General features: G+C 43.8%; 19 protein-coding genes. 7 read left to right on the top strand and 12 right to left on the bottom strand.

The window, feature by feature from the left end; genetic code table 11:
• Positions 1-6 precede the first annotated feature (6 nt).
• The 5 genes from nuoF to ACTJIX_RS02520 form a co-directional block, all read right to left on the bottom strand.
• A complete protein-coding gene (gene nuoF, locus ACTJIX_RS02540) occupies positions 7-1,338 on the bottom strand; it encodes an NADH-quinone oxidoreductase subunit NuoF (RefSeq protein WP_004814681.1) in 1,332 nt (443 codons plus the stop codon).
• Complete coding sequence (gene nuoE / locus ACTJIX_RS02535) at positions 1,335-1,844, bottom strand: NADH-quinone oxidoreductase subunit NuoE (protein ID WP_004814680.1); 510 nt, start codon at positions 1,842-1,844, stop codon at positions 1,335-1,337. The genes nuoF and nuoE overlap by 4 nt, the downstream gene beginning before the upstream one ends.
• A gap of 14 nt (positions 1,845-1,858) precedes the next feature.
• Entirely contained in the window at positions 1,859-3,646 is a 1,788-nt protein-coding gene (gene nuoC, locus ACTJIX_RS02530) for an NADH-quinone oxidoreductase subunit C/D (RefSeq protein WP_004891702.1), read from the bottom strand.
• 88 nt (positions 3,647-3,734) lie between these two features.
• A complete protein-coding gene (locus ACTJIX_RS02525; RefSeq protein WP_004814676.1) occupies positions 3,735-4,415 on the bottom strand; it encodes a NuoB/complex I 20 kDa subunit family protein in 681 nt (226 codons plus the stop codon).
• 6 nt (positions 4,416-4,421) lie between these two features.
• On the bottom strand, positions 4,422-4,967 hold the full coding sequence (locus ACTJIX_RS02520) for an NADH-quinone oxidoreductase subunit A (protein WP_004814675.1): 546 nt from the start codon (positions 4,965-4,967) through the stop codon (positions 4,422-4,424).
• Between the two features lie 402 nt (positions 4,968-5,369).
• Between ACTJIX_RS02520 and ACTJIX_RS02515 the strand changes: the two genes are divergently transcribed.
• Positions 5,370-5,726 carry a hypothetical protein gene (locus ACTJIX_RS02515; RefSeq protein ID WP_004891698.1) on the top strand — a complete coding sequence of 119 codons (357 nt, stop codon included), beginning with the start codon at positions 5,370-5,372 and terminating at the stop codon, positions 5,724-5,726.
• 91 nt (positions 5,727-5,817) lie between these two features.
• Here the strand turns inward: ACTJIX_RS02515 and bfmS are convergent, their stop codons facing one another.
• Together bfmS and bfmR are read right to left on the bottom strand one after the other, a co-directional pair.
• Positions 5,818-7,485, bottom strand: a complete 1,668-nt coding sequence (bfmS, locus tag ACTJIX_RS02510) for a sensor histidine kinase BfmS (RefSeq protein ID WP_004891695.1) — start codon at positions 7,483-7,485, stop codon at positions 5,818-5,820.
• Positions 7,486-7,527: 42 nt separating this feature from the next.
• A complete protein-coding gene (gene bfmR, locus ACTJIX_RS02505; RefSeq protein ID WP_004891693.1) occupies positions 7,528-8,244 on the bottom strand; it encodes a response regulator transcription factor BfmR in 717 nt (238 codons plus the stop codon).
• A gap of 554 nt (positions 8,245-8,798) precedes the next feature.
• Here bfmR and ACTJIX_RS02500 point away from each other — a divergent pair.
• From ACTJIX_RS02500 to ACTJIX_RS02490, 3 genes are all read left to right on the top strand, one after another.
• Positions 8,799-11,633, top strand: coding sequence for a ribonucleoside-diphosphate reductase subunit alpha (locus ACTJIX_RS02500; protein WP_004891691.1), 2,835 nt, complete (start codon positions 8,799-8,801; stop codon positions 11,631-11,633).
• A 334-nt stretch (positions 11,634-11,967) separates the two neighbouring features.
• Positions 11,968-12,246, top strand: coding sequence for a hypothetical protein (locus ACTJIX_RS02495; RefSeq protein ID WP_004814665.1), 279 nt, complete (start codon positions 11,968-11,970; stop codon positions 12,244-12,246).
• A 292-nt stretch (positions 12,247-12,538) separates the two neighbouring features.
• Positions 12,539-13,822: a ribonucleotide-diphosphate reductase subunit beta gene (locus ACTJIX_RS02490; RefSeq protein ID WP_004814661.1), complete on the top strand. Its 1,284-nt coding sequence runs from the start codon at positions 12,539-12,541 to the stop codon at positions 13,820-13,822.
• 106 nt (positions 13,823-13,928) lie between these two features.
• Here ACTJIX_RS02490 and arsC read toward each other — a convergent pair whose 3' ends face one another.
• Positions 13,929-14,357 carry an arsenate reductase (glutaredoxin) gene (gene arsC / locus ACTJIX_RS02485; protein WP_440611141.1) on the bottom strand — a complete coding sequence of 143 codons (429 nt, stop codon included), beginning with the start codon at positions 14,355-14,357 and terminating at the stop codon, positions 13,929-13,931.
• Positions 14,358-14,440: 83 nt separating this feature from the next.
• Here arsC and ACTJIX_RS02480 point away from each other — a divergent pair, with 83 nt between their 5' ends.
• From ACTJIX_RS02480 to arsH, 3 genes are read left to right on the top strand one after another with little or no spacing between them, the layout of a single operon-like run.
• The gene (locus ACTJIX_RS02480) at positions 14,441-14,758 is read left to right on the top strand and encodes a metalloregulator ArsR/SmtB family transcription factor (protein ID WP_440611140.1); all 318 of its coding nucleotides are present in this window, start codon (positions 14,441-14,443) and stop codon (positions 14,756-14,758) included.
• A gap of 10 nt (positions 14,759-14,768) precedes the next feature.
• Positions 14,769-15,809, top strand: a complete 1,041-nt coding sequence (gene arsB / locus ACTJIX_RS02475) for an ACR3 family arsenite efflux transporter (RefSeq protein WP_440611139.1) — start codon at positions 14,769-14,771, stop codon at positions 15,807-15,809.
• Positions 15,810-15,813: 4 nt separating this feature from the next.
• Positions 15,814-16,518 (top strand): arsenical resistance protein ArsH, encoded by a 705-nt coding sequence (gene arsH / locus ACTJIX_RS02470; protein WP_440611138.1) that lies wholly within the window; start codon positions 15,814-15,816, stop codon positions 16,516-16,518.
• 108 nt (positions 16,519-16,626) lie between these two features.
• Here arsH and ACTJIX_RS02465 read toward each other — a convergent pair whose 3' ends face one another.
• From ACTJIX_RS02465 to ACTJIX_RS02450, 4 genes are all read right to left on the bottom strand, one after another.
• Positions 16,627-18,786 (bottom strand): TonB-dependent receptor domain-containing protein, encoded by a 2,160-nt coding sequence (locus ACTJIX_RS02465; protein WP_440611137.1) that lies wholly within the window; start codon positions 18,784-18,786, stop codon positions 16,627-16,629.
• A gap of 233 nt (positions 18,787-19,019) precedes the next feature.
• Positions 19,020-21,422: a glucose/quinate/shikimate family membrane-bound PQQ-dependent dehydrogenase gene (locus tag ACTJIX_RS02460; RefSeq protein ID WP_440611136.1), complete on the bottom strand. Its 2,403-nt coding sequence runs from the start codon at positions 21,420-21,422 to the stop codon at positions 19,020-19,022.
• A gap of 160 nt (positions 21,423-21,582) precedes the next feature.
• Positions 21,583-22,842, bottom strand: coding sequence for a carbohydrate porin (locus ACTJIX_RS02455; RefSeq protein ID WP_440611135.1), 1,260 nt, complete (start codon positions 22,840-22,842; stop codon positions 21,583-21,585).
• 393 nt (positions 22,843-23,235) lie between these two features.
• A partial coding sequence (locus ACTJIX_RS02450) for a BapA/Bap/LapF family large adhesin (RefSeq protein ID WP_440611134.1) occupies positions 23,236-26,004 on the bottom strand: 2,769 nt, incomplete at its 5' end.

The following is a 26,004-nucleotide window of genomic DNA, read 5'->3' as shown; positions in this document are numbered from 1 at the left end:
AATTCCTTAAGCTTGTTCTACGTTGCTGGTTTGAGCTGCGGCATTCACCACTTTTGCTTCAAACTCGCCACGGAAATGTTTGAGTGCGCCCATTAACGGTTCCATCGCACCTGGTGCGTGAGCACAGAAAGTTTTACCAATCCAAAGCTTACGGGTAAGCTCTTGTAAGTGATCGATATCTTCTTTCTTACCTGTACCATCTTCTAGTGCTTTAAGCGCTTTCACCGCCCAAGGTAAGCCATCACGGCAAGGCGTACAGAAACCACATGATTCGCGTGCAAAGAATTCTTCTAGGTTACGTGTCGCTGAAACCATACATTGGGTTTCATCTACCACCATCAATAAGCAAGTTCCTAAACGCGAACCTGCCTTCATGATGCTTTCCGCATCCATAGGAAGATCAATATGCTCGGCAGCCAGGAAGTCAGTTGATGCACCGCCCGGTAACCATGCTTTCAGTTTCAAACCGTCGCGCATACCACCCGCATGGTCTTCAATCACTTCACGTGCTGTCGTACCAAATGGAAGCTCCCATAAACCCGGGAATTTCACCTTACCTGAAGCACCATAAATTTTGGTACCTGGATCTTTCGACTTACCCGCAGACAAGTTGATATACCATTCAGGACCACGCAGCATGATTGCCGGTAAGTTGTTGTAGGTCTCTACGTTGTTGACAATCGTAGGGCGACCCCAAGCACCTGCAACCTGCGGGAATGGTGGTTTAGTACGCGGATTGGCACGGCGACCTTCAAGCGAGTTAATCAATGCGGTTTCTTCACCACAGATATAACGGCCTGCACCGGTATGCACGTGTAATTCGAAGCTCCAGCCTGAATCCAGGATGTTGTCACCCAGGTAACCTTTGGCACGAACTTGCTCAAGTGCTTCATTTAAGTACTGAGCAGCTTCGATGTATTCACCACGGATGAAGATATAACCATGGGTTGCTTCAAGCGTATAACCTGCAATCAACATACCTTCAATCAGCTGGTGTGGAAGATCTTCCATCAACAGACGGTCTTTGAAAGTACCTGGTTCCATCTCATCGGCATTACAAATCAGGTAACGAGGACCTGAATTGTCATTTGGCGCCATCAAAGACCACTTGATACCTGCCGGGAAGCCTGCACCACCGCGACCCTTAACAGTCGCTGCTTTAATGATTTCAAGCACATCTTTAGGCGGCATGGTGAGCGCTTTCTTAAAGCCTGCATAACCTTCTAAAGCTTCGTAGTCATCCACACTACGAACATTGGCTTGTTTGCTCAAACGCCAGGTCAATGGATGCGTTTCTGGATTACCGTCGCCATAAATTGGTTTTGGTTCAGTATTCATACATACTTCTCCAATAACTGTTTAATTGAGGTCACTTCAACCAGACCATGAGTATCTTCATCAATCATCAGGGTTGGACCTTTGTCACAGTTACCTAAGCAGCAGATTGGTAGCAAAGTAAAACGACCATCAGCGGTTGTTTGACCAAACGAAATCCCCAATTCACGCTGGAAAGCTTCTGCTAAAGTTTCCGCACCCATCAAGAAGCACGCGATCGAATCACATAACAAAATCACGTGACGGCCTACCGGCTGACGGTAAATACGGTTATAGAAAGTCGCAACACCTTCAAGGTCGGCAAGGCTCATGCTCAGCATCTGCGCGATGGCATTCATCTGTGCATCGTCTACCCAGCCATTGCGACGCTGTACACACTTCAGCGCATCTAGGCACGCTGCACGTGGGTACGGATAGTGACCAATGTGATGTTCAATCTCGTGGATTTCATCAGCTGTCAAAATCCCTTCAACATTCACACGTGGCTTTTTATCAGTCAAAATCATCATAAATCGTTTACCCCTTAGCGATCCACGTCAGCCATTACGACGTCAATTGTCGCTAAATAAATGATTAAGTCAGACATCAGACTGCCGTTAATCACGGAAGGCATTTGCTGCAAGTGGGTGAAGGTCGGTGTACGGATACGGGTACGGTAACTCATGGTTGACTTGTCTGAAGTCAAGTAGTAGTTCGATGCACCTTTTACCACTTCCGCCATTACAGATGCTTCACCTGCAGGCATTACAGGACCCCATGACACGCTCAGGAAGTGCGTAATCAAGGTTTCAATATCTTGTAAAGTCTTGTCTTTTGGTGGTGGAACAGCCAGTGGGTGATCCGCTTTGTACGCACCAGACGGCATGTTGTCCAGACATTGCTTGATGATTTTCAGCGATTGTTCAATTTCACGATAGTGAACGATCACACGTGCATATGCATCGCCTTCGTACTCCACCGGCACTTCGAAATCGTAGTTTTCATAACCACTGTATGGACGGTATTTACGTACGTCAAAGTCGATACCTGTCGCACGCAAACCAGTACCGGTTACGCCCCAAGCCAATGCAGATTTAGCATCGTATTGCGCTACGTTACGGGTACGGCCTTCAAATACAGAGTTTTTCAGTGCTGCAGTGTGGTATTCCTTCAAACGTTTTGGCATCCAGTCCAGGATTTCACGGATCAGGTGCTGCCAGTTGTTTGGAAGGTCATGCGCAGTGCCGCCGATACGGAACCATGCTGGATGCATACGGTAACCGGTGATCGCTTCAATCGCGTCATAGATCTTTTGACGGTCAGCGAACATATAGAATACTGGCGTCATACCACCAGCATCCTGAATCGCAGTACCGATATACAACAAGTGGTTATTGATACGGAACAGTTCCGACATCATGACACGGATACATTGCGCACGCTCAGGCACGGTAATGCCGGCCATTTGCTCTACACCCATCACGTATGGCATGTTTTGCGCACAACCACCAAGGTAGTCGACACGGTCTGTATACGGAATGAATGAATGCCAGGTTTGACGTTCAGCCATTTTTTCCACACCACGGTGGTGATAGCCGATATCTGGTACGCAGTCTTTAATTTCTTCACCGTCCATCTGCAAAATCACACGGAATGCACCATGCGCAGACGGGTGGTTAGGACCCAGGTTCAGGAACATGAAGTCTTCGTCAGCTGTGCCGCGTTTCATACCCCAGTCTTCAGGAACGAAACGAAGATGTTCCTGTTCGTAGTCCTGCTTCGCCTGGTTCTGACGGTACGGCGTATATTCAGTCGCACGTGCAGAATATTCTTTACGAAGTGGATGACCTTCCCAGTAAGTTGGCAACAGGATACGACGAAGCATTGGATGCCCTTCGAAGTTGATGCCAAACATATCGTAGGCTTCACGTTCGTACCAGTTGGCATTTGGCCAGATGTTGGTTGCAGTCGGGATATTGAGATCGCTCTCACTCAATGCAACTTTAATACGGATGTCCGTATTACGCTCTAGCGACAACAGGTGATAGAACACAGTGAAGTCAGACGCAGGTAAACCGTCGCGGTGCGTACGCAGACGCTCATCTACCGCTGACAGGTCGAACAACATCACGTATGGACGTGACACTGTACGCAAGAACATTAAAACGTCTTGTACACGTGCGCGCTCAACCCAAACTGTCGGGAAATCCTCGAAAGTTGTTTGCACATAGAAGTTCTCACCAAACTTGGTTTTGAGCTCTTCTACAATTGCAAATGCAGGGCGGGAATCAACAGATGTTGATTCTGGCATAGCAATGTCAGTTTCAGCCATTGGCTTGGCTTCCTATTTAATACAAATTCAGTCAACCTAAACGACAACTACACCCAAGTCGGGTGCATAAAGAAATTTGTCGCTTAAATTATTTAATTTCATCCATTGAGCGCAGATTTTTCACAGCAATACGCTGATCTTTCTTACGGTCACGTTCTGGCATCATCTTTGGCTTATACACTGGCTGAAGATCATCACCAATCACCGCAGAAAGCGGACGACGCTCAAGTTGAATCTGGTCTTGCAATAGCATGAGTGCTTGAATCAATGCTTCAGGACGTGGCGGGCAACCTGGAATGTACACATCCACCGGAATAATTTTATCCACGCCTTGTACAACTGAATAAATGTCGTACATACCACCTGAGTTGGCACATGCACCCATTGAAATAACCCATTTCGGTTCAAGCATCTGTTCATACAGACGTTGAATCACCGGAGCCATTTTCACGAAGCAGGTACCTGCAACAATCATCAAATCCGCCTGACGCGGTGAAGCACGAATAACTTCGGCACCGAAACGTGACAAGTCATGCACGCCGGTTAAGGTCGTTGCATACTCTACGTAGCAGCAAGATGTACCAAAGTTGAACGGCCAAACTGAGTTCTTACGACCCCAGTTTACTGCAGTGTGCAGCACATCTTCTAAGCGAGTCATGAATACGTTTTTATTCACTTCTTCTTGTAGTAACGGATCGTCGACAACAATACGTTCCTGAAGTGGATATTGATCAGCATCCGGATTCGCACGGGTTAGAGTGTATTTCATCCCGGGTTACTCCTTATCAGATAATGGAGCCGGTGAACCTTTCACACGACCAGATGATTGAGCTGGAATTTGACCAGTCGGGTCTATAACCAATTCTTCAATTGAGTTGAAGCGAGTGATTTCTGCGATATCCATGTTTGGCGAACCAATCTTAGTTTTAACTCCTGTCGCCTTACGTTTGTCTGAAGGTGCCCAGTTAAGTGCGCCGGTGGATAATTCGTAAATCAAACCGACAAGTAAAACTAAAATAAAGATAGCTGCAGTTGCAAAACCAATCCAACCCACTTCACGAACAGAAACTGCCCATGCATATAGATAAAGTGCTTCTAAATCGAATACGACGAAGAAGATTGCAACTAAATAGAATTTTGCAGACAAGCGGATACGAGCTCCACCTGCGCTGACTACGCCTGACTCAAACTGCTCCTGCTTGGCACGGCCCCATGATTTACCCCCGAGGAGTAATGGGACAGTAAGCATAAAGACGCATAAAAATGTAACGCCGATCACGAAGGCAATAATTGCCCATTCGTATGGAGTAATGGCACTCATGCGGGGATAACTCCTGGCAGGCCTATGTATTAACAAAGAATGTATGTATTGGCCTTCAAATACACCAAACACAAAATTAATCCCGCCAATTGTACCTGATTTTGGATTTCACTTGCTAGCTTATAAGCCTTAGTCTTTTGGATGATTTTTTGGACGAATACCCGATTTTTCTAGGTTCTATCGCCCATGTTGCGAAATAATCGCTTTAATAAATCAAAAACAATAAATTCATTATTTTTTCCAAAATCAGTTTAATTGTTTTAATGGCTGATTCTACTGAAACATAATTACTGCCTGTGAATTGTGTACTTTTTGCAACCACTTGCATCTGCAACTTCATCCCTTTATCTCTTTGTGTTATTCCTATAAACAGCATAAAAATGAACAAGAAGGATTGAATATATGAGTTTAAAGTTCACCCATAAACCTGATTATTTTCTCTATGCCCAGCTATTTGTTCGACATCTTGAAAACTATATTGTGAAGCATCCTGAGGAAAATGCTCCTAATTTCAACTTGCAGGATATTTATGATCTATTTGGCAAGGATTTCGCTTCTGCCTCGACAAATTTAGAAGGCATTTTAAATATTGCTGATGAATATCGCGTGGAAACTCTGCATGGCGACCAAAAACTGATTCAAGGCTATAACATCGATGGAAAGTACAATAACCTTCTGGTGAATCTGAATTCGGAAGCGGCCAAAAGTTTACGCGAAGGTAAACCGATCATTGAGCCCGATGCTGAAATCCACGAATAAAGCGAATTAAAAAACCTGAGTGCTTTCATTAATTAGCCTCAATAAAAAAACGATGCGGATGCATCGTTTTTTATAATCTACAGACACCTTTTTATAAGGAATCCAGGTCTTCTTTATGCTCTTCAACAGCCTTAAAGCGGGATTTCTTCTTATAACGTTGTGCTGGCCAGCTCATGGTAAAGCGTGCACCACCCAGTTTAGGACTTTGATCTACTTCGACCTTGCCACCAAACCAGAAGGCAATCCGGCTAACAATCGACAAACCCAGGCCATAACCACCAGATGCACGGGTACGACTGTCATCTAGGCGCGAGAAGGCTTCAAAGACGCGAGCACGATCTTCTTCCGGAATCCCCGCACCATCATCTTCTACGCAGATATAAGCCTGATGATTGGCATCAATACCACCGCTAATCATGATTCTTTCATCACAATAGCGCACAGCATTCCCGACCAGATTTTGTACCACACGATGCAAATAACGACGCTCGGCCTCAACCTCGATATCCATCGGCACCTGATGCAGCTCGACTTTCTTGCCAGTTTTTAGCGCTTCAGTTTCAGCCACAACCTGATCCAGCACTTCATGCAGATTAATCTTCTCGAAATCAAGGGAAGGTGTGCCCTGCTCCAGTTTGGCATAGGTCATGATCTCATCAATCAGCTTGTTCAAAGCCTCGATGTCTTTATCGATCTGTTCCATCTGTTGCAGACGATATTCATAATCATCTTCATCCGCCAGCATTTCCATAGCAAAACGGATCCGCGCAACAGGGGTCCGCAGTTCATGTGAAACTGCACGCATCAACTCACGCTGAGCTTCGATCAGACGCTGAATATGATCCGACATGGCATTATAGCTGGATGCCAATAATGCCATTTCATCCTTACCATCTATCGCCAGACGCACTGACATGTTACCGGACTTCATCTTGTTCAGGGCATAGCTAACTTCACGCAGCTTACGTTGCATCGGCACCAGCAAACCATATACCCCCAGACTCAGCACAAACATACTTAGCAAGGTAATCCCGGCTGCCAACTGGAATGGCATCCAGTTAAACAAAGGCACAGGCCCCATCACCAGTACTTCAGACACTGAGCTCGGAATCGGAGAAACAATTGAAATAGTGGTACCGCGAATCGTGGCACTATCACGATAGAGAATAATGCTGTGATCTAGACGTAGACGGCCAATCTGTTCTGAATCGAGCGGCAGGCTTTGCACATCCTGAATACTGATTGGATAAGAAAAATACTTCTGGATCTTTTCCAGATATTCTTTTTCCTGACCTGGGTAATAAACCAGATAGTCCAGAATAAATACCGGCAGCGCCTTCATCTGGCGCTCGGTAATATTGTCTGCCTTTATATATAGAAAATGCTTTGGATCATCACGCAATCCAATGACCACATAAGCCACTGAGGTTTGTGCATCCCAACGCACTACCGCCTTACGGTCTTCAATACGACGTTTCTCTGCACGGGTCAGATCAACTTTTTCAGCTTCTACATAATAGATCGGAAGCTCCAGCAAATCTGAAGCATCCGAAATCCAGTCCAGTTTCTGCTGCATATTCGGCTGGCGTGCCACCCCTTCACTCATGATATAGGCCATACCATCAGTCAAGGACTCACGATATACCTGCGCCCGCTGGTAGTTAATAATCTGCACCAACAGATAGCCGAACAGGGTCACCAGGAGTACCAGAATGACAAGTCCTGCATAAATACGCAAAAATATATTGTGTTTGAACACTTATAAGCTTTCCCGCTTATTCAGCTTAGGAATGGCATGTATTTACATGCCATTGGTTTCCTTAACGAACAGATAACCTTTACTACGAACTGTTTTAATACGTTTAGGGTTTTCTGGATCGTCCCCAATTTTCGGACGGATGCGCGAAATACGAACATCAATTGAACGGTCCTGGCCATCATATTCAATGCCACGAAGACGCTCGAAAATATCTTCACGCGAAAGAATACGGCCTGCATTTGATGCAAGCAACCACAACAGATCATATTCTGCACTGGTAAAGTCTACCAATTCACCATTCAAGGTCACAGAACGGCCACCATTGTCGATCACAAGATCGTCAAATTCAATACGTTGAGCCACTTCATCTTCAGGTACTTTATCAGTACGACGCAACAAGGCACGAATACGCGCCAATAGCACACGCGGCTGAACCGGTTTAGCGACATAGTCGTCCGCACCCATTTCCAGACCCAATACCTGATCCATATCTTCAGTACGTGCAGTCAGCATCAAAATCGGTTGATGATAATGTGGACGAACTTCACGACAGATGGTCAATCCATCCGCACCTGGCAACATAACATCTAAAACTACCATGTCTGGCTGCTCGGCGATAATGCGACGAATCGCACGATTACCGTCGGGCTCTACCCCTACCTCAAGTCCGTTACGAATAAGATATTCTTGAGTTAAACGAGCAAGACGCTCATCATCTTCAACGATTAGAATTTTGGGTAACTTTTCTTCTTGGCTCATATATTGTGCACCTTTATTCGATGGACGTATCCTTTTGAAATCTGATAGATACGGTGGATATAGCAAGCAATATACACACGTTTACATTGTAAACAAGATAGCGTTCACCAAACTGATACATCAAAGTAGCATTTTGTAATATTTTTTTGCAGATATTTCTGTTAGCGACATTTTTTATACAAAACATTGAACAAATCTAGGCTAGGTAACCGTCTATCTGAATAAAAAATGCCCCTCAATTTGCTCAAAAAGAGTTATCCACAATGTTATCTATAAGGACTTCTTGCCAGCTTTGTTATGCTATGCCTTGCCGAATAAGGCTTGCACCAAGATGATAAAAAAAGGATTTTTTTAATAAAGTTTCTCAGGTTGTTTCACTAAAATATTTATTAAAATGTCAATATTGATCTACCCTAAATTTTCCCGTATCTTGTGTTCAATTAATTTTTAAACCACTAGGTATTGTGTTTATTCCTCAAACACTGTGGCATAAAAATTGCCCAGTTCAAACGGTCCATAAACATAAAAATAGATGACAATGGAGCTATGCTAAAATGAGCGTAATTACTTCAACTCCTGGTCAACTTCAGGTGATTAAACGCACCGGTGATGTTGCCACTTTTGATGCAGAAAAAATTTCTGTCGCAATTGGTAAGGCTTTTTTGGCTGTTGAAGGCCAACAAAGTGCTGACTCAAGCCGTATTCACGATCGTATTGAGCAGCTGACGGAAATGGTCATGAACACTTTCAAACGTCGCTTGCCTTCTGGTGGGACGATTCACATTGAAGAAATCCAGGATCAGGTTGAACTTGCGCTTATGCGTACCGGCGAACAGAAAGTTGCGCGTGCCTATGTCATCTATCGCGAACAACGTTCTGACGCTCGTAAGCAGCTGGGTGCCAACCATCACCCTACCCTGCAAATTACTGATGCAGCGGGCAAACTCAAACCGCTTGACCTGAGCCAACTGACTGAAACTGTTGCTAAAGCTGCTGAAGGCCTTGAAGGAATCGACGTTCAGGCAATTGTCGATGAGACCGTAAAAAACCTGTATAACGGCGTAAAAGAGTCAGATATCTCTACAACCATGATGATGGCGACCCGTACCCGTATCGAACAAGAACCAAACTATACTTATGTAACTGCTCGTCTATTACGTAATGACCTGGTGGCAACTGGTTTAGAGTTCCTGGGTTTACCTACAGATACCGTTGAAGGCGATGCGCTAGAAACTTACCTGAAAAAAGGGATTGAGCTAGAACTTCTTTCACCTGAACTTCTTAACTTTGACCTGACTAAATTGGCTGCAGCGATTCAACCAGAACGCTCTAACCAGTTTACTTATCTAGGTCTGCAAACATTATTTGACCGTTATTTCATCCACTCGGATGGCGTACGTTTCGAATTGCCGCAATTATTCTTTATGCGTGTTTCAATGGGTCTGGCCCTGAACGAAGAAAACCGTGAAGAGCGTGCAATCGAGTTCTATAACCTGTTATCTAGCTTCGACTACATGGCATCTACGCCGACCCTGTTTAACTCAGGCACGCTTCGTCCACAGTTGTCTAGCTGCTACTTGACCACGATTGATGATGACCTGTTTGATATCTATGGCGCGATGCGTGATAACGCAATGCTGTCTAAATGGGCAGGCGGTTTAGGTAATGACTGGACACCAGTTCGTGCCCTGAACTCATACATCAAAGGTACAAATGGTAAATCACAAGGTGTGGTTCCGTTCCTGAAAGTAGCGAACGATACAGCTGTTGCAGTAAACCAAGGTGGTAAGCGTAAAGGTGCAGTATGTGCATATCTTGAAACTTGGCACTTGGACATCGAAGAATTCCTGGAACTGCGTAAGAACACTGGTGATGACCGTCGTCGTACCCACGACATGAACACAGCGAACTGGGTTCCTGACCTGTTCATGCAACGTGTATTCGAAGATGCAGAGTGGACACTGTTCACCCCTTCTGAAACGCCTGATCTGCATGATTTGACTGGTGCTGAATTCGCTGAGCGTTATGCTTACTACGAAAGCATTGCCAAAGAAACAAACATGTTGCACAAGAAAATCCGTGCAAAAGATTTGTGGCGCAAAATGCTGTCGATGCTGTTTGAAACAGGTCACCCGTGGATCACATTCAAAGACGTATGTAACCTGCGTTCACCACAACAACACGTGGGTGTAGTTCACTCTTCTAACCTGTGTACAGAAATTACGCTGAACACTAGCAAAGAAGAAATTGCAGTATGTAATTTAGGTTCAATCAACCTGGTTCAACACGTTCAAGGTGGTGTACTAGACCGCGAAAAACTTGCTCGCACTGTTAAAACTGCAGTTCGTATGCTTGATAACGTCATTGACATCAACTACTACGCTGTTCCTCAAGCACGTAATTCAAACCTGAAACACCGTCCAGTGGGTATGGGTATCATGGGCTTCCAGGATGCGCTCTACGAAATGAACCTTGCTTATGGTTCTGAAGCGGCGGTTGAATTTGCTGATGAATCGATGGAAGTGATTTCTTACTACGCAATTTCAACTTCAAGTGACCTTGCTGTTGAACGTGGTACGTATGAAACATTTAAAGGTTCACTGTGGGATCAAGGTATTTTACCAATTGACTCGCTTGACCTGGTTGCGAAAACTCGCCCAGAACGTATGTTCGAAGTCGACCGCACTCAACGTCTGGACTGGGATACTTTACGTGCCAAAGTTCAAAAAGACGGTATGCGTAACTCAAACGTGATGGCGATTGCGCCAACTGCAACGATTTCAAACATCTGTGGCGTGTCTCAGTCAATTGAGCCTACATTCCAGAACTTGTATGTGAAATCGAACCTGTCTGGTGAATTCACCGTGATTAACCCATACCTGGTACGTGCGTTGAAAGAACGTGGTCTTTGGGATGCAGTCATGGTCAACGACCTGAAACATTTCGAAGGTTCTGTGCAGAAGATTTCCCGTATTCCTGAAGAGCTAAAAGCGATCTTCGCGACTGCATTTGAAGTTGAAACTCGCTGGATCGTAGATGCTGCTTCACGTCGTCAAAAATGGATCGACCAGGCTCAGTCTCTGAACCTTTACATCGCTGGTGCAAACGGTAAGAAACTGGACATCACTTACAAGATGGCTTGGTTACGTGGTCTTAAGACAACTTATTACCTACGTGCATTGGGTGCGACTTCTGCTGAGAAATCAACGATTAATACTGGCGCACTAAATGCTGTTAAAGCGACTGCAACTGCAGCGCCTGTTGCGGCAGTCGCTCCAGCAGTTGAAGCAAAACCTGAAGTTCCTGCTGAGGAAGAAGGTTTTGCAAATGCAGCACCAGTACCAATGGCATGTTCAATTGACAACCCTGATTGTGAGGCTTGTCAGTAATCTGACAGGTTTTAAATCCTCCCCGACCCTCCTTTAATAAAGGAGGGAGAAATTCCCCCTTTTATAAAGGGGGATTTAGGGGGATTAAAAATTTTGGATTAATTATTTAAATAGTTAATTCAACTCGAAGGTAAAGTAATTCCTACTACTAAACCCAAGAGACAAATTTTAGACATAAAAAAAGGGAATCTTCCTACAGATCCCCTTTCTAGTCTAAGAAGCGAGTTCTTCGACATATTGCTTCGCAAAAAGCAGGTAAATAATCGCCTGATCTCGCAATATCGTCAAGGACTTTTAAGTAAAACTGTCCAACATATATGCGAGGTAAAGCAAAATGACAGTTTATTCTGTAAGTTATGACTTAAATAAAGCAGGTCAAAATTACAAAGATTTAATCGCTGAAATTAAAAGTTTCAATGGTTATTGCAAGGTAATGGATTCATATTGGTCCGTTTGCTCTAATGGTAATGCTTCTGCAGTATCAGAAAGACTTAAAAAACATATGGACAACAATGACTCTTTATTAGTCATAGAAACTTCAACCAATCGACAAGGTTGGTTAAATAAAGATATTTGGGACTGGCTGAAGCAGCATCAAACTAATTCAGCTTGATACCAATAAAAGGAAACCACCATGCCGCATATGACTCACAATTACCTGTTAGGACTTGTGGCACTGGTCGTTTCCTTTGTACTTACCTTTTATTTGCCAATTGCCTATTTCTGGTTAAAGGCTCATAAATCGCGCAAGCAAAATAAGTAGTGGGGATTTTTGCTCTTCCGTACAAAAGCAGAGCAGTCATCGACAAAACTTAATTTTGCTTACATAAATTGAGCGTATAGTAGGACATTTCAGCGAGGCTGAATGTCTAATAAAAGATATAAGCATCGAAGAGAGAACTGATATGTCTATCTTAAGTTGGGACGATTTCGAAGATGATTCGCAAAAACCAGCTGCACAAACACAGCAGCCTGCGCCCGTCGAGCCGCAAAAAGCGTCTAATTCACAGGTGGTACCTGATGCAAGCAACACATCGTCGGATGTGGCAGCTGCACAACCCCTTAGAGCCACTCAAAACCGAGGATCAAATCCAACCGATTCGTTGGCAAGAGCATCTGCTTCCCTAGAACAGCTTGATGTTGCTCCAGGCTTGGAAGAGCTTGAAATGGGCGCGCAACGTGTACAAGTTGACGACAAGGCAATGATTAACTGTCGTGCGGACTTGAACCAGCTTGTTCCATTCAAATACGAATGGGCTTGGCAGAAATATCTGGACGGTTGTGCAAACCACTGGATGCCGCAAGAAGTGAATATGAACCACGACATCGCGCTATGGAAGTCTGAAAATGGCTTGACTGAAGATGAACGTACCATCGTGATGCGTTCACTTGGTTTCTTCTCGACTGCGGATTCACTGGTTGCAAACAACCTGGTACTGGCGATTTACCGTCACATTACCAACCCTGAATGCCGTCAATATATCCTGCGTCAGGCATTTGAAGAAGCGATTCACACGCATGCGTACCAATACTGTATCGAATCTTTAGGTATGGATGAAGGCGAAGTCTTCAACATGTACCGCGAAGTACCGTCAGTTGCACGTAAAGCCGCGTGGGGCTTGAAATATACGCAACAGTTAAGCGATCCAACATTTAAAACTGGCACACCTGAAAACGACCAGATTTTGCTTCGCAACCTGATCGCGTTCTACTGTGTACTTGAAGGCATCTTCTTCTACTGCGGTTTCAGCCAGATCCTGTCAATGGGTCGTCGTAACAAGATGAATGGTGTTGCCGAGCAATTCCAGTACATCCTGCGTGATGAGTCAATGCACCTGAACTTCGGTATCGATATGATTAACCAGATCAAGATCGAGAACCCAGGTTTATGGACCACTGAGTTCCAGGAAGAAATCATCCAGATGATTCTTGAAGGTACCATGCTGGAAATCGAATACGCACGTGACACGATGCCACGCGGTGTATTAGGTATGAATGCTGGCATGATGGAAGAATACCTAAAGTTCATTGCGAACCGTCGTCTGGCGCAGTTAGGTCTGCCTGAACAGTTTGCTGGCGTAAATAACCCGTTCCAGTGGATGTCAGAAATGATGGACTTGCGTAAAGAGAAGAATTTCTTCGAGACGCGCGTAACAGATTACCAAACTGGCGGTGCATTAAGCTGGTAAGGTTTAGCTTAAAATGATCCGATATCTGTCATTTTAGCTTTAAATAAAAAGCCATCCTTGCGGTGGCTTTTTTGTGATCTGAGCGATCGACTTTAAATCCCGCGATTTATTTCAATCTCTTCCCTGCTTCATCAATGATCATTTCCCCGTCTTCCTTGCTAAAAGCTGCGTGCTGCGGAGCGGAAAGAATATCTAAAACAACTTCTGATGGTCGACACAATCTCACACCCAGTTCAGTCACCACAAATGGACGATTAATCAAAATCGGATGTTGCAGCATGAAATCAATCAGTTGATACTCTGTCCAATCACTGCTTTCCAAATTCAGTTCTTCATAGGGCTTAACATTTTTACGAATCGCTTCGCGTACCGACAGACCCGCATCCTGGATTAACTGAATCAGCTCTTCTTTGGTCGGTGGTGTTTTCAGATATTCAATCACCTGTGGTTCCTCACCGGTATTACGGATCAAGGCCAAGGTATTTCGAGAGGTTCCACATTCGGGATTATGATAAATCTTGATCTTTTGCGACATGACTTTTCTCAATACAGAAACAATATTGCTTTTATATATGGATATCCGTATATTCGCAATAGTAAATATATCAGGGTATCGCGATGCATCAGACCGATTTTTTCAAATGTCTTGCCGATTCAACACGTTTAGATATTTTAAAGCTGGTCATGGCCAAACAGAATGTCTGCGTCTGTGAATTCACAGAACAATTAAATCTAAGCCAGCCTAAAATTTCCCGTCATCTGGCTTTATTGAGAAATCTGGGTGTGTTGCTGGATCAACGCCAAGGGCAATGGGTTTATTACCGTTTAAATCCGGATTTGCCGGTCTGGGCAAATGAAGTATTAACAGTCATCGCACAAGATCCGGAAATTCAAAAATTAAAATCCACCATTTCAACATCTTGTGAATTATCCTGAGCCCAATATCATGTCTGCTTCAAAAATGTCATTTTTAGATAAAAATCTGACTATCTGGATTTTTATCGCCATGCTGCTGGGGATCGGGATTGGGGTTTTCTTTCCTCAGGCGTCGATTGCCTTAGACCGGATGAGTATTGATTCGGTCAATATTCCGATTGCAATCGGTCTGATTATCATGATGTATCCGCCACTTGCCAAAGTGGACTATGCCACCTTGCCGCAGGTATTTAAGGATAAACGCACACTCACCCTGTCTCTGGTTCAGAACTGGCTGATTGCTCCCTGCCTGATGTTTGCATTGGCGCTGATTTTTCTACAATCCTATCCTGAATATATGACCGGTGTCATCCTGATCGGTTTGGCGCGTTGTATTGCCATGGTGCTGGTTTGGAATGGTCTGGCGTGTGGCGATAATCAGTATGTGGCCGGACTGGTGGCATTTAACAGTATTTTCCAGATCCTGTTTTTCAGTACTTATGCCTGGCTGTTTTTGACCTTCTTGCCGCCTTATTTTGGTATTGAAGCACAAGTGATTGATGTCAGCTTCTGGACGATTACCCACGCGGTTCTGGTTTATCTGGGCATTCCATTTTTACTGGGCTTTTTGACACGTTTGATTCTGGTCAAGCAAAAAGGTCTGGAGTGGTATCAAACGCAGTTTATTCCAAAAATCAGCCCGCTCAGCCTGTTGGCCCTGTTGTTTACCATTATTGCCATGTTTAGCCTTAAAGGCGGTGATGTGGTCAGCTTGCCACTGGATGTACTCAGAATTGCCATTCCCCTGACCATTTATTTCGTGGTGATGTTCTTTATCAGCTTCTTTATGAGCAAGTGGATGGGCAATGATTATCCCAAAACTGCGGCTATTTCTTTTACCGCAGCGGGCAACAATTTTGAGCTGGCGCTGGCAGTTGCGATTGCCACTTTCGGTCTCGCCTCCCCTGTGGCATTTACCACCGTGATTGGCCCTTTGGTTGAAGTTCCGGTTCTGATTGCGCTGGTCAGCGTTTCATTATGGCTAAGAAAAAAAGTGTTTAAAGAGGCATAACCCGATGGATCTCCCGAATATCAATGTGAATCTGCTAGAAACACCGACACTGGATAAAGTTCAGGCCAAAGCATTGGATCATCCACCTCGTATTCTGCTGCTGTATGGTTCAAACCGTGACCGATCCTACAGTCGCCTCGCTGTTCAGGAAGCTGGCCGGATACTGGAATATTTTGGCGCCGAAGTTAGAATCTTCCATCCCAAAGGATTACCCTTACCGGAGGATGCAGATACGAGTCACCCTAAGGTAAAAGAACTGCATGAGCTTTTGGCCTGGTCAGAAGGCATGGTCTGGTGTTCACCGGAACGTCATGGTTCGATGAGTTCGATTTTAAAAGCCCAGATTGACTGGATTCCTCTGGCAGCCGGTGCAATTCGTGCCACGCAAGGCAAGACACTGGCCGTGATGCAGGTTTGTGGTGGTTCACAATCCTTTAATGCAGTGAATCAGTTGCGTGTTTTAGGACGCTGGATGCGGATGATCACCATTCCAAATCAGTCTTCTGTACCCAAAGCTTTCCTTGAGTTTGAGGAAGATGGGCGCATGAAAGCATCACCTTATTACAACCGCATTGTGGATGTGATGGAAGAACTCTACAAGTTCACCCTGCTCACTCGCGGTCAGTCTGCTTATCTCACCGATCGATGTTCTGAACGGGTCGAAAGTGCCGAGGAATTATCAAAACGAGTGAATCAGAAAACGATCTAGTTTTACCTCAAATCCTCTGATCAACTGGTCAAAGCTTAAATATAAAAAATCCCGCTCAGGAAGCGGGATTTTTTATTTTGAAAATTGAGCAGCCACAAATTATTTTAATTAAAACGCTTTGGTTATACTCAATCCGGCACTCCAGTTTCGCCCTTCTGCCGGCTCATAGAAACGGCCATTGCTTTCATTGACAATCACCGAACCTGAATAGTCTTTATCAAACAAATTATCTACACGCGCAAAAGTTTTGACAGACCAGTCTTTCATATTCCAGTTATAGCCAACACTGGCACCGGCAATGGTATAACTTGGCGCATACTGTGAATTAATGTCGTTGACATAAATACGGTCTGAATAACGTACATCTAAACCCGCATTTAAGCCATTTTCAGGTTTCCAGCCTAAACCAAGAAAAGCCTGATTTTTAGCAATACCCGGAATGTAGTTACCGGATGCCACTCTAGATACTACAATCTCTCCTTCATCATTAAGAATTGCAGGAATATCTGCATCAAAAGTTGCATCTATATAGCTATAACTGGCTTGAGCAGTGAGATCACGCCAGAGGTCTTTACTCCAGGAAAGTTCTAGCCCTTTTCTTAAGGTTTTATCTGCATTACGGAAAGTAGAGCGACCATTATCATTGCCTGCAGACACAATGTCATTTTCAGTCTGGGTCTGGAAAGCGGCTGCAGTAAAGTCACCGAAGCGATTAGCAGCCTTTAAGCCAATTTCATAAGTTTCACTTTCTGCCGCATTTAAGCTCAAGCTGTTATTACTGTTATCCGCTGGATAGGCCATTTCTGTAAAAGTTGGTGTTTCAAAGCCTTGGGCATAGCTGGTATAGGCCATCAATTCGGGTAGAATCTGCCAGCTTAGCGCGGCTGAAGGCAGTAATTTCTCATAAGTGGTTTTACCTGAATTATCGCCATTACTTAAGTAATGATCATCAGATTTAAAATGCACATTGCTATAACGCAAGCCTGCGTCTAAAGTCCAGTCTGGCACAAAGTTATAAGATATCTGTAAATAAGGGTCTGCATTCCATAAGGTATTGTCTTCATTACGACGTAATTCACCTTTAACACCTAAAGTATTACCCACAAAATTTTGATAGCCTTTCCGCTCTTCGGTCATGGCATCTACGGCGACACCAGCAATCAGTTTGGTATTTGGCAGAATCTCTCGCCCTGTCCAACGCAAGTCAGTCCCATAAAACTGACGGTCAAAATCAATTACCCCACCTGGATGTTTAGCAGCTAATTGACTAGTATCTGGCACACAAATGTTATTTTCAAATCTACATTTAGGAATAGACTGATATTGGGTAACCTCACGCTGCCCCCAATACGCCATACCGTACAATTCATGCTGATCATCAATAGGTTTGTTCCAGGTTAAACCTGTTTGAAACTGTTCAATCTCTTTTCGGGCGTTATAAAGCAGCACATTATTTGCAACCTGTTTAGGATTTGCTCGCCATTGCTCACGGTTTAAACCACCCGGGTCATCGGCAGAAATTTTGACATAGTTGTTGATCCAGTTAATCTTAGAACCATCGTCCAGCTCCCAGGTCAGCTTGGCATTATTCAGGACTTTATGCGCACTGCTGTGGTCACGGTAGCCGTCCGTATCAAAATAGGATGAACTGATAACATAACTTGGCTCAGAAGCATTGTCCGCACCGCCTTGCAGCACCAGATTGGTTTGGCCTTTATTTTGACTGCCACCTGAATATCCTAAAGTGACTGAATCAGGTCCTTGCCCTTCACGGCTTTGTGTCAGGATGGTTCCGCCAGAAGAATTACCATATAGCGAGGAAAATGGACCACTCAGCACTTCAATATGATCCAGACTATTCAGGTCAATATTCGAGGTTTGCCCCTGCCCATCCGGCATAGTCGCAGGAATACCGTCCACATATAAACGTACTCCTCGCACACCGAAAGTCGAGCGTGCGCCGAAGCCCCGCATTGAGATCTGTAAATCCTGAGCGTAATTTTCGCGGTTATTCAGCTGCAACCCTGGTACACCTTTTAAGGTTTCAGAGAGATTTACATTCAGGCTATTTGGCTGATTCTGACTCAGGTAATAAGCTGAAGCCGGGGTGTTCAGCAATGTACGGTCGGTACGGGTTGCTTCAACCACGATGGGTGCCAGTCGCTGTACCTCCGTCACTGGTTCTTCCGCATGAATGCCTTGACTGATACAGACGATCAGGTAGGACAATGTTGATTTCATCGGTAACCGTCTTATATGAAGGTACATAGCTTATATTCCTGAAGTCTGGCGTCTACGCATGTCATGGAAGCCAAAATATTTATAAAGTGTTTTTTGCTGTATCTCGAATGCTCAGCAGCATGAGATCAGTGCATCATGTTTATAAACATGCTCATCTGACCAATCATGATTTGCTGCTTAAGATTCATTGTTATAACAGCCTGTATTCTGCATAAAAAAGCCTGACGAATCAGGCTTTTTTACTTAACTACAAAACTTCATTATTTGTTGTCTGGTAATGCATAGGCCACTAAAGAGTCGCCCATTTTGGTACCGAAGGAACCATGACCACCCGCCATAATCACCACATACTGTTTACCGTTGGCTTCATAAGTCATTGGAGTGGCTTGACCACCTGCTGGCAGACGACCTTTCCATAACTCATCCCCATTGTTTACGTTAATGGCACGGATATAGTTATCCTGAGTTGCACCAACAAACATCACATTACCCGCAGTCGAGATTGGACCACCGAGCATTGGCACACCCATTTTAAATGGGGGTAATGGAATACCCGGCATACTGTCACGAATGGTACCAATACGGCGTTTCCAGGCAACTTCATGGGTGGTCAGATCTACACCCGCCACATAGCCCCATGCAGGCTGCTTACATGGCAAGCCAAATGGAGACAGGAAGGCACTGATTTCAACACCATACGGCACCCCATACATTGGCTGTACCCCCGCCTCAGTACCTGCACCTTTGGCAGTCTGCTTACGGTTCGGATCTTGCGGAATCAGACGAGATACAAATGGCAAACCAATTGGGTTGGTCAATGCAATCTGACGGTCTGGATTCACAGACATACCGCCCCATTCGAATACCCCCAAGTTACCTGGGAAGACCAGCGTCCCGTTTTCAGAGGGTGGTGTATAAATACCGTCATAGTTCAGTTTTTTGAACGATACACGACACATTAACTGATCAAACATGGTGGCACCCCACATGTCCTTATCCGTCAATTTATCTTGAGGAGCCAGGTTGAAGTCAGAGAACGGTTGAGTTTTTGAATACCACTCACCTTTAGTTTGTGGACCACGTTTTACAGATTGAGGCACCGGTTTCTCAGTGATTGGTATAATCGCTTCACCATTACGACGGTCTAATACAAAGGCATTGCCAGTCTTGGTCAGCACGTAGATAGCTGGCACCATATTCCCGTTTTTATCTTTGATATCAGTCAATGTCGGTTGAGCTGGTACGTCCATATCCCATAGGTCATGATGGGTAGTCTGGAAATTCCAGACTAATTTACCAGTAGAGGCATTCAATGCCAGCATTGAATTGGCATAACGCTCGTCCAGTTCAGTACGATGACCACCATAGATATCTGGTGTACCGACACCTGTAGGCACATAGACAATATCCAGATTGGCATCATAAGCTAAAGGTGCCCATGCATTTGGTGAGTTATGTACAAACTTTTGCCCTGGAGCAGGAATCGCATTTGGATCTTCCGCACCCGTATCAAATACCCAGAGCAATTCACCAGTATTTACATCATAACCACGAATGACACCTGAAGGTTCTTCAGTTGAATAGTTATCTGTGGTTGAACCCGCAATGATAATGGTTGTACCTGTCACCACAGGAGGTGAAGTCGGGTTATAACCGCCTGGATATGGGAATGGCATGTCTTTTTGCAGATCGACTTCGCCGTTATTACCAAAGTCGGAACATACCTTACCCGTAGTTGCATTGACCGCCACCAAACGTCCGTCATTCACTGGTAAGATTACTTTCTGAGGACATTCGGCAGACGTTGTAGAACGAGCAGCTAGACTGCTTTCAAAACCGGCAGTGTTATTGGCATCATAATAAGACACTCCACGGCACGTTAAATGCTGGAAGGTATTGTCCGCTTTCAGCTTAGGATCAAAACGCCATTTTTCCTTACCCGTCGCAGGATCAAGTGCAATCAGATACTGGTGAGTGGTACACATAAACAGGTTATTACCCACTTTAATCGGGGTTACCTGATTCGTAGTTTCACCAGAATCTTTATCCGTTTTTACATCACCGGTATGAAATTCCCAAGCCAGCTCCAGATCTTTTACGTTATCAACAGTAATCTGTTTCAATGGAGAATAACGTAGACCAGATTGAGTACGGCCATAGGCTGGCCAGTCTTCGTCAGCAATACCTGGAATAGACTGATGCACTGCAGGCTGCTGTGATTTTAACTCACCACGAATTTCTTGCGGGTCATTAAACACAGAATAGATCATTACCGCAATGGTAATTGCCAAAGTACTGGTGAGTGCGATCCTGGCACCTTTTGTCTCCCCAAAACCACGCGTCACTGCTGGAATGAGAAGTGCTAAACCGAACAGGCCTAAAATGTCTAAACGAGGTGCGAGTGCGAAGAAGTCCGAACCAACTTCCCATAGCCCCCATACCACTGTGCCTAAAATCAGCACGGCGTATACGATCAGTGCTGTACTTTTCTGTTTATGTAATAACACTGCGGTTGCAATAAAGAAAATACCGGCAATGATGTAGTACCAAGACCCACCAAGTACTGCCAGGTAAATCCCTCCGATCAGTAGTACCAGACCGAAAATAACAGCAATGACTGCCATAATCGTTTTCAGTACTGAACCTGAAGACGAAGTATTCATATTGAACACCTTTATAAGATTTCTTTTCGCTCATGCAATTCGAATGCATGAGCACCATATTGTTAAGTTCTTAGTTATAAATACATACCTGAGGCATCTGTTTATCAATGCCTCAAAGTCATGGGAGATTCAATTATGTATTTGCAACTAAAAACTCTTTTTAAAAGGAGGTATTAAACTTGATACCGCCTACCCAAACGTTTTCACTATTTCTGTATGCACCGACATGGCGAACATACTGAAGGTTAGGTCGAATGGTTAACCAGTTCGTGGCATGCAATCCGTAGTAGATTTCCGCATCGATTTCTTCACTACGGTCACCCAATGCATCATGATTCATATGGATACGGGCAATACCAAACGCAATTTCATCCTTTGGACGAGCATCCATTGCGCCTTTATACACAAGGCCAATATTTTGCATATCACTAACTTGGTTGGTTTTAGAGTCATGAACAGTGACGTTCACGAAACCGTTTAAACCACGAGATATATCGTCTTGCTGTGCCGTCAATTGTTGCTTGGCAACAATCCAGCCACCTTGATGATGGTCTGTTTTAGTCTGGATCTCTTGAGGCGTTACACCGTCAAGAATTTTTGAACCTGCGGTACTGTAGTAATACCCGGCACGATACTCCCCTGGAAGTTTTCGTTCACCGAGTTTTGGTGTCCACACCACTTCTGCCGGAATAATCGCGCCTGTAGAGCCGTCTGTGCTCAGGTTAAAGCCTTTACCACGTTCCAGATTCTCAGGGTTATATTCATAGACGCCCACTTGGGTAAAGATTTCAGGTATGAGGTTATATTTCACACGTGCTGCCCACTGTGATACTGGCCAGTTATACCATTGGTCACCGACCCAGTTGCCTACCTGTGAACCACACAATGCCAGGTTCTGGAAATCGCAATCAAAACTGTTAAAGTCTTCACCTTCACCAAAGCGACCAACTTTGACATCCAGTTTTTGATCTAGGAATTTTTTCTTGATCCAGAAGTCAGTTAAACGCCAGGTTTGACCACGTCCCCATACTTCCTGCACCGAGCTTAAGTGTCCATTAAGCGCTTCAGCAGTATTGGATAAGTTACGACCGTTACGCTGAGTCACCGTAATTTGTGCTTCGGTATCTTTCCATCCTGCAATTTTTTCCAGATCCAGATGGGCCCCGATTGCAAACTGGTCGGCGTATTCAGTACCGTGATCAGATGATCTTTTGGCATCAATCAGGGTTGCTACCTCACCGGTATAACCAAAACTGAAATCATAACCTTGTTCTTGAAGTTGGGCACGTTGACCATTCCAATCGCCGAACATCCATGGACTTTCTGCACTGAATGCATCCGCAGCATGAGTAGCAGTATTCGCCAATAGCAAAGCAGTTAAAGATGCATATACAGCCTTAGATAATGGGGAGAGAGACATTAAATGTGTTACCTTAATCACACGTTTAAGATGAATATAGTACACCTTTTTGAATTTTTCGTTTTAAATTATAGATAAAAAGTATTAGTTATGTGAACCAAATGCTTATATCTGTTGATTATTTATTATAAGCAAAATAATGAATATATTTAAAATAAATATTTAATTTATAAAAAGTTACTATAAAAGTTTTATATTTATAAGCAAGCTATTATAGAAATTTAATCAAACGGAAATATCACTTTATTTTTCTAAAATTTAATTTTTATATGAGGAAATAGTCGAATTTAAAAGATTTTTTTAATGATTGGTGATTGGTTGAAAAACCGAGAAATAGATTGAATGAGTAATAAAAAAATCCCGCATAAGGCGGGATTTTTTTCAAAAAACTATTTAATAAATGATTTGATTATTTTCTAACAGGTCTTGCAAAGTTACGTTCGTATTATTCAGAATAATCAATCCAGTATAGATACTACCACCTACCAGATTTGGACCATCTAAATCTACGCTTACTTTTACATTATTACCATCTTGCTCTAGACGAATATAACCACCCACATTTTCAGTAGTAATCGTTCCTTCATCTAGTTCTTTAAATAAACCACGTAAATCTAACGTATCACCTTCATTAAAGTTATAATCTGCCCATACATCATTACCAGAAATACTTGTATTATTACCTGCATTCGTACTAGTTAATGCCGAACCTGATAACAAGTCATATATAACTGTATCAGCACCTGTGCCTGTATTGAAGACATCATTTTCCGTCGTACTTATAGCAACAGTACCTTCAGTATTTATAATAGGATTGAAGCTAACTGTAGCCGTATCAGTTGCTCCATTCGGGCTGACTAGCTCATACTCGATCTGATCTGGTGTAATGCTATTTACATTCGACACTGGTTTTGCTGTATAGATATAATCGCCATTACCAGAAACTATCAAAGTACCTTGAGCTGTTTCAATAATTGTTGTCTCATTAAGGCTAATCTGAGTTGCACCAAATTTTAATTTAGTAGCATAGCCATCTAAACTATCTGCTCCCAAACCATTATCAGCATATAAATTACCTGTCACGATCGACTGTGATTTACTTGCATCAGTATTCTCACCAATAACGAAAGATGAACCATCCAGAGTGATAGTTACCGGAGCTGCGGAAGTTGCTGCACCTGTTATAGTAGAGCGAGCAGCTTTAGTTACCGTATATTCAAGTCTATAATTACCTGGTAACAGATTTGGGTCTGATAAATTAATGGTTGCTAGAGTTTCTGCAGCAATCACTCCAAGTGTATGAGAAGCAGTTTTTGATAGATTTGTATAACCTTCCACTGGTACGTCATCTCGATACAGAGTATAGGTAACTGTGGTATTAGCACCTGCTGTCGCAACATATCCACTTGAGATTTGTATTACTCCATTATTTAAATCACCTAAAATAAAGGTTATTGAATCTGAAGCTTCAGTCAGCTGTGTACTTCTTGCCGCTTGTGCAGTACTCACAAGCTCATGATCAATAAAGTCGATCTGTTTAGATATATTTACATCAATATCGAAATTATCATCTTGAGCATTCACATTACCACTTATATCCGGACTTATAATGTTGAAAGTTAAATTAGCTGTATTATTGGAAGGATCTGTATCATTACGATCACTAATGGTGTAAATAAAGACGTCTTGCTGACCGATATCCGATACGTTTGGTGTAGTTAGAGTATAAGTATATTGACCGCTTGAACTAATTACTAATTGACCATAATTACCTAGAATAGTTACGGACTCATTTTCTGGTATTTCTATTGTTTCACCATTTACTTCAATACGAATAACCTTTGTATTCACAGTAATGGTATCTTTTCCTGCCAGATAGTTTGTATCTTCAAATACATTACCCTGTATCTCTGAAGCAGTTACTGAACCAATTTGGGTATAATCATAATCTGTAGCAGTAGCTGTTACTCGTGTTAATAAACTAACTGTTAACACGCTAGTAGATGCCAGATAAACACGATATTCGCCTGCGTCTAAGCCTTCAGCTGTTGCTCGGAAACCGTCCGTCAAGATATCGAGATTAATTAAGGTTGCACCTTGGGCACTAGAATCAACACTCGTCCACACACCATTTTCCAATTTTTGTAAAATGATAGTTGGATTACCAAACAAGCTAAGGTCTAATAATGTAGTAACATTAAATGTGACATCCTGTTCATGACCCTCCTGAACATTAAAGCTCACTACAGGTCGTCCCAGTACATTTAAATCCAGCTCAACTAATCCTACAGTGGCAACTACAGTGCCAGAACCCTGAGCAACATTTGCAGTAATTATAGGGCTAACATTAACCTCTACATCTCTTTGATCATCTACTGCAATAGCATCAAAATTGTCTGGAATTCCATCATCATCCGCATCATTTACTGCGGGAATTGCAAGATCTAGATTATCCAAACGAGATTGAAGGTCACTTTTTATCTCTCCAGCAGGTAATAAGTCTACCAGATCTCGTGCAGTTTCACGGGCTTGATCTACTTCTGCCTGAGCTATAGCCAGTTCGTCCTGTAATTCCACCAGAGCGGTTTCATATTCTTCCGGTGTGATCACACCATTGCCATTTGCATCTGCCAATTCATACAGATCAGCCTGTTTTTCAGCATACAGTGCTTCTGCTGCAACAACAGCGCCTTCTGCCTCTATTACATCATCTACACCATTCGCATCCGCATCATTCACCGGTGGTACCGTGATTGGATCGTTGATTGCATCCAGGCGATCTTCCAGCGCATCCCGGACACCACCTGCGGCCAAATCATCCACCGCCGCTTCCGCCTCAGCTCTTGCCTCTGCTGCTGCATCTGCTGCTGCTTGTAACTGCGCTTGTTCAGCAGGAGTGATTAAGCCATCTTCCTGAAGTTCGGCGAGCAACTCTTCTGCAGCTTCTTGTGCTGCTTCCGCGTCTTCCACCAATGCTGTTGCTGCCTGTTCTGCAGCTGTGTCTTCTACACCATTCGCATCCGCATCATTCACCGGTGGTACCGTGATTGGATCGTTGATTGCATCCAGGCGATCTTCCAGCGCATCCCGGACACCACCTGCGGCTAAATCATTCACCGCCGCTTCCGCCTCAGCTCTTGCCTCTGCTGCTGCATCTGCTGC

This window comes from Acinetobacter sp. 22323 (assembly GCF_052044895.1).
In the GTDB taxonomy this organism is placed as follows: Bacteria; Pseudomonadota; Gammaproteobacteria; order Pseudomonadales; family Moraxellaceae; genus Acinetobacter; species Acinetobacter schindleri.
The sequence above is the reverse complement of the archived record's forward strand: the minus strand, read 5'-3'. Positions and strand labels throughout refer to the sequence as shown.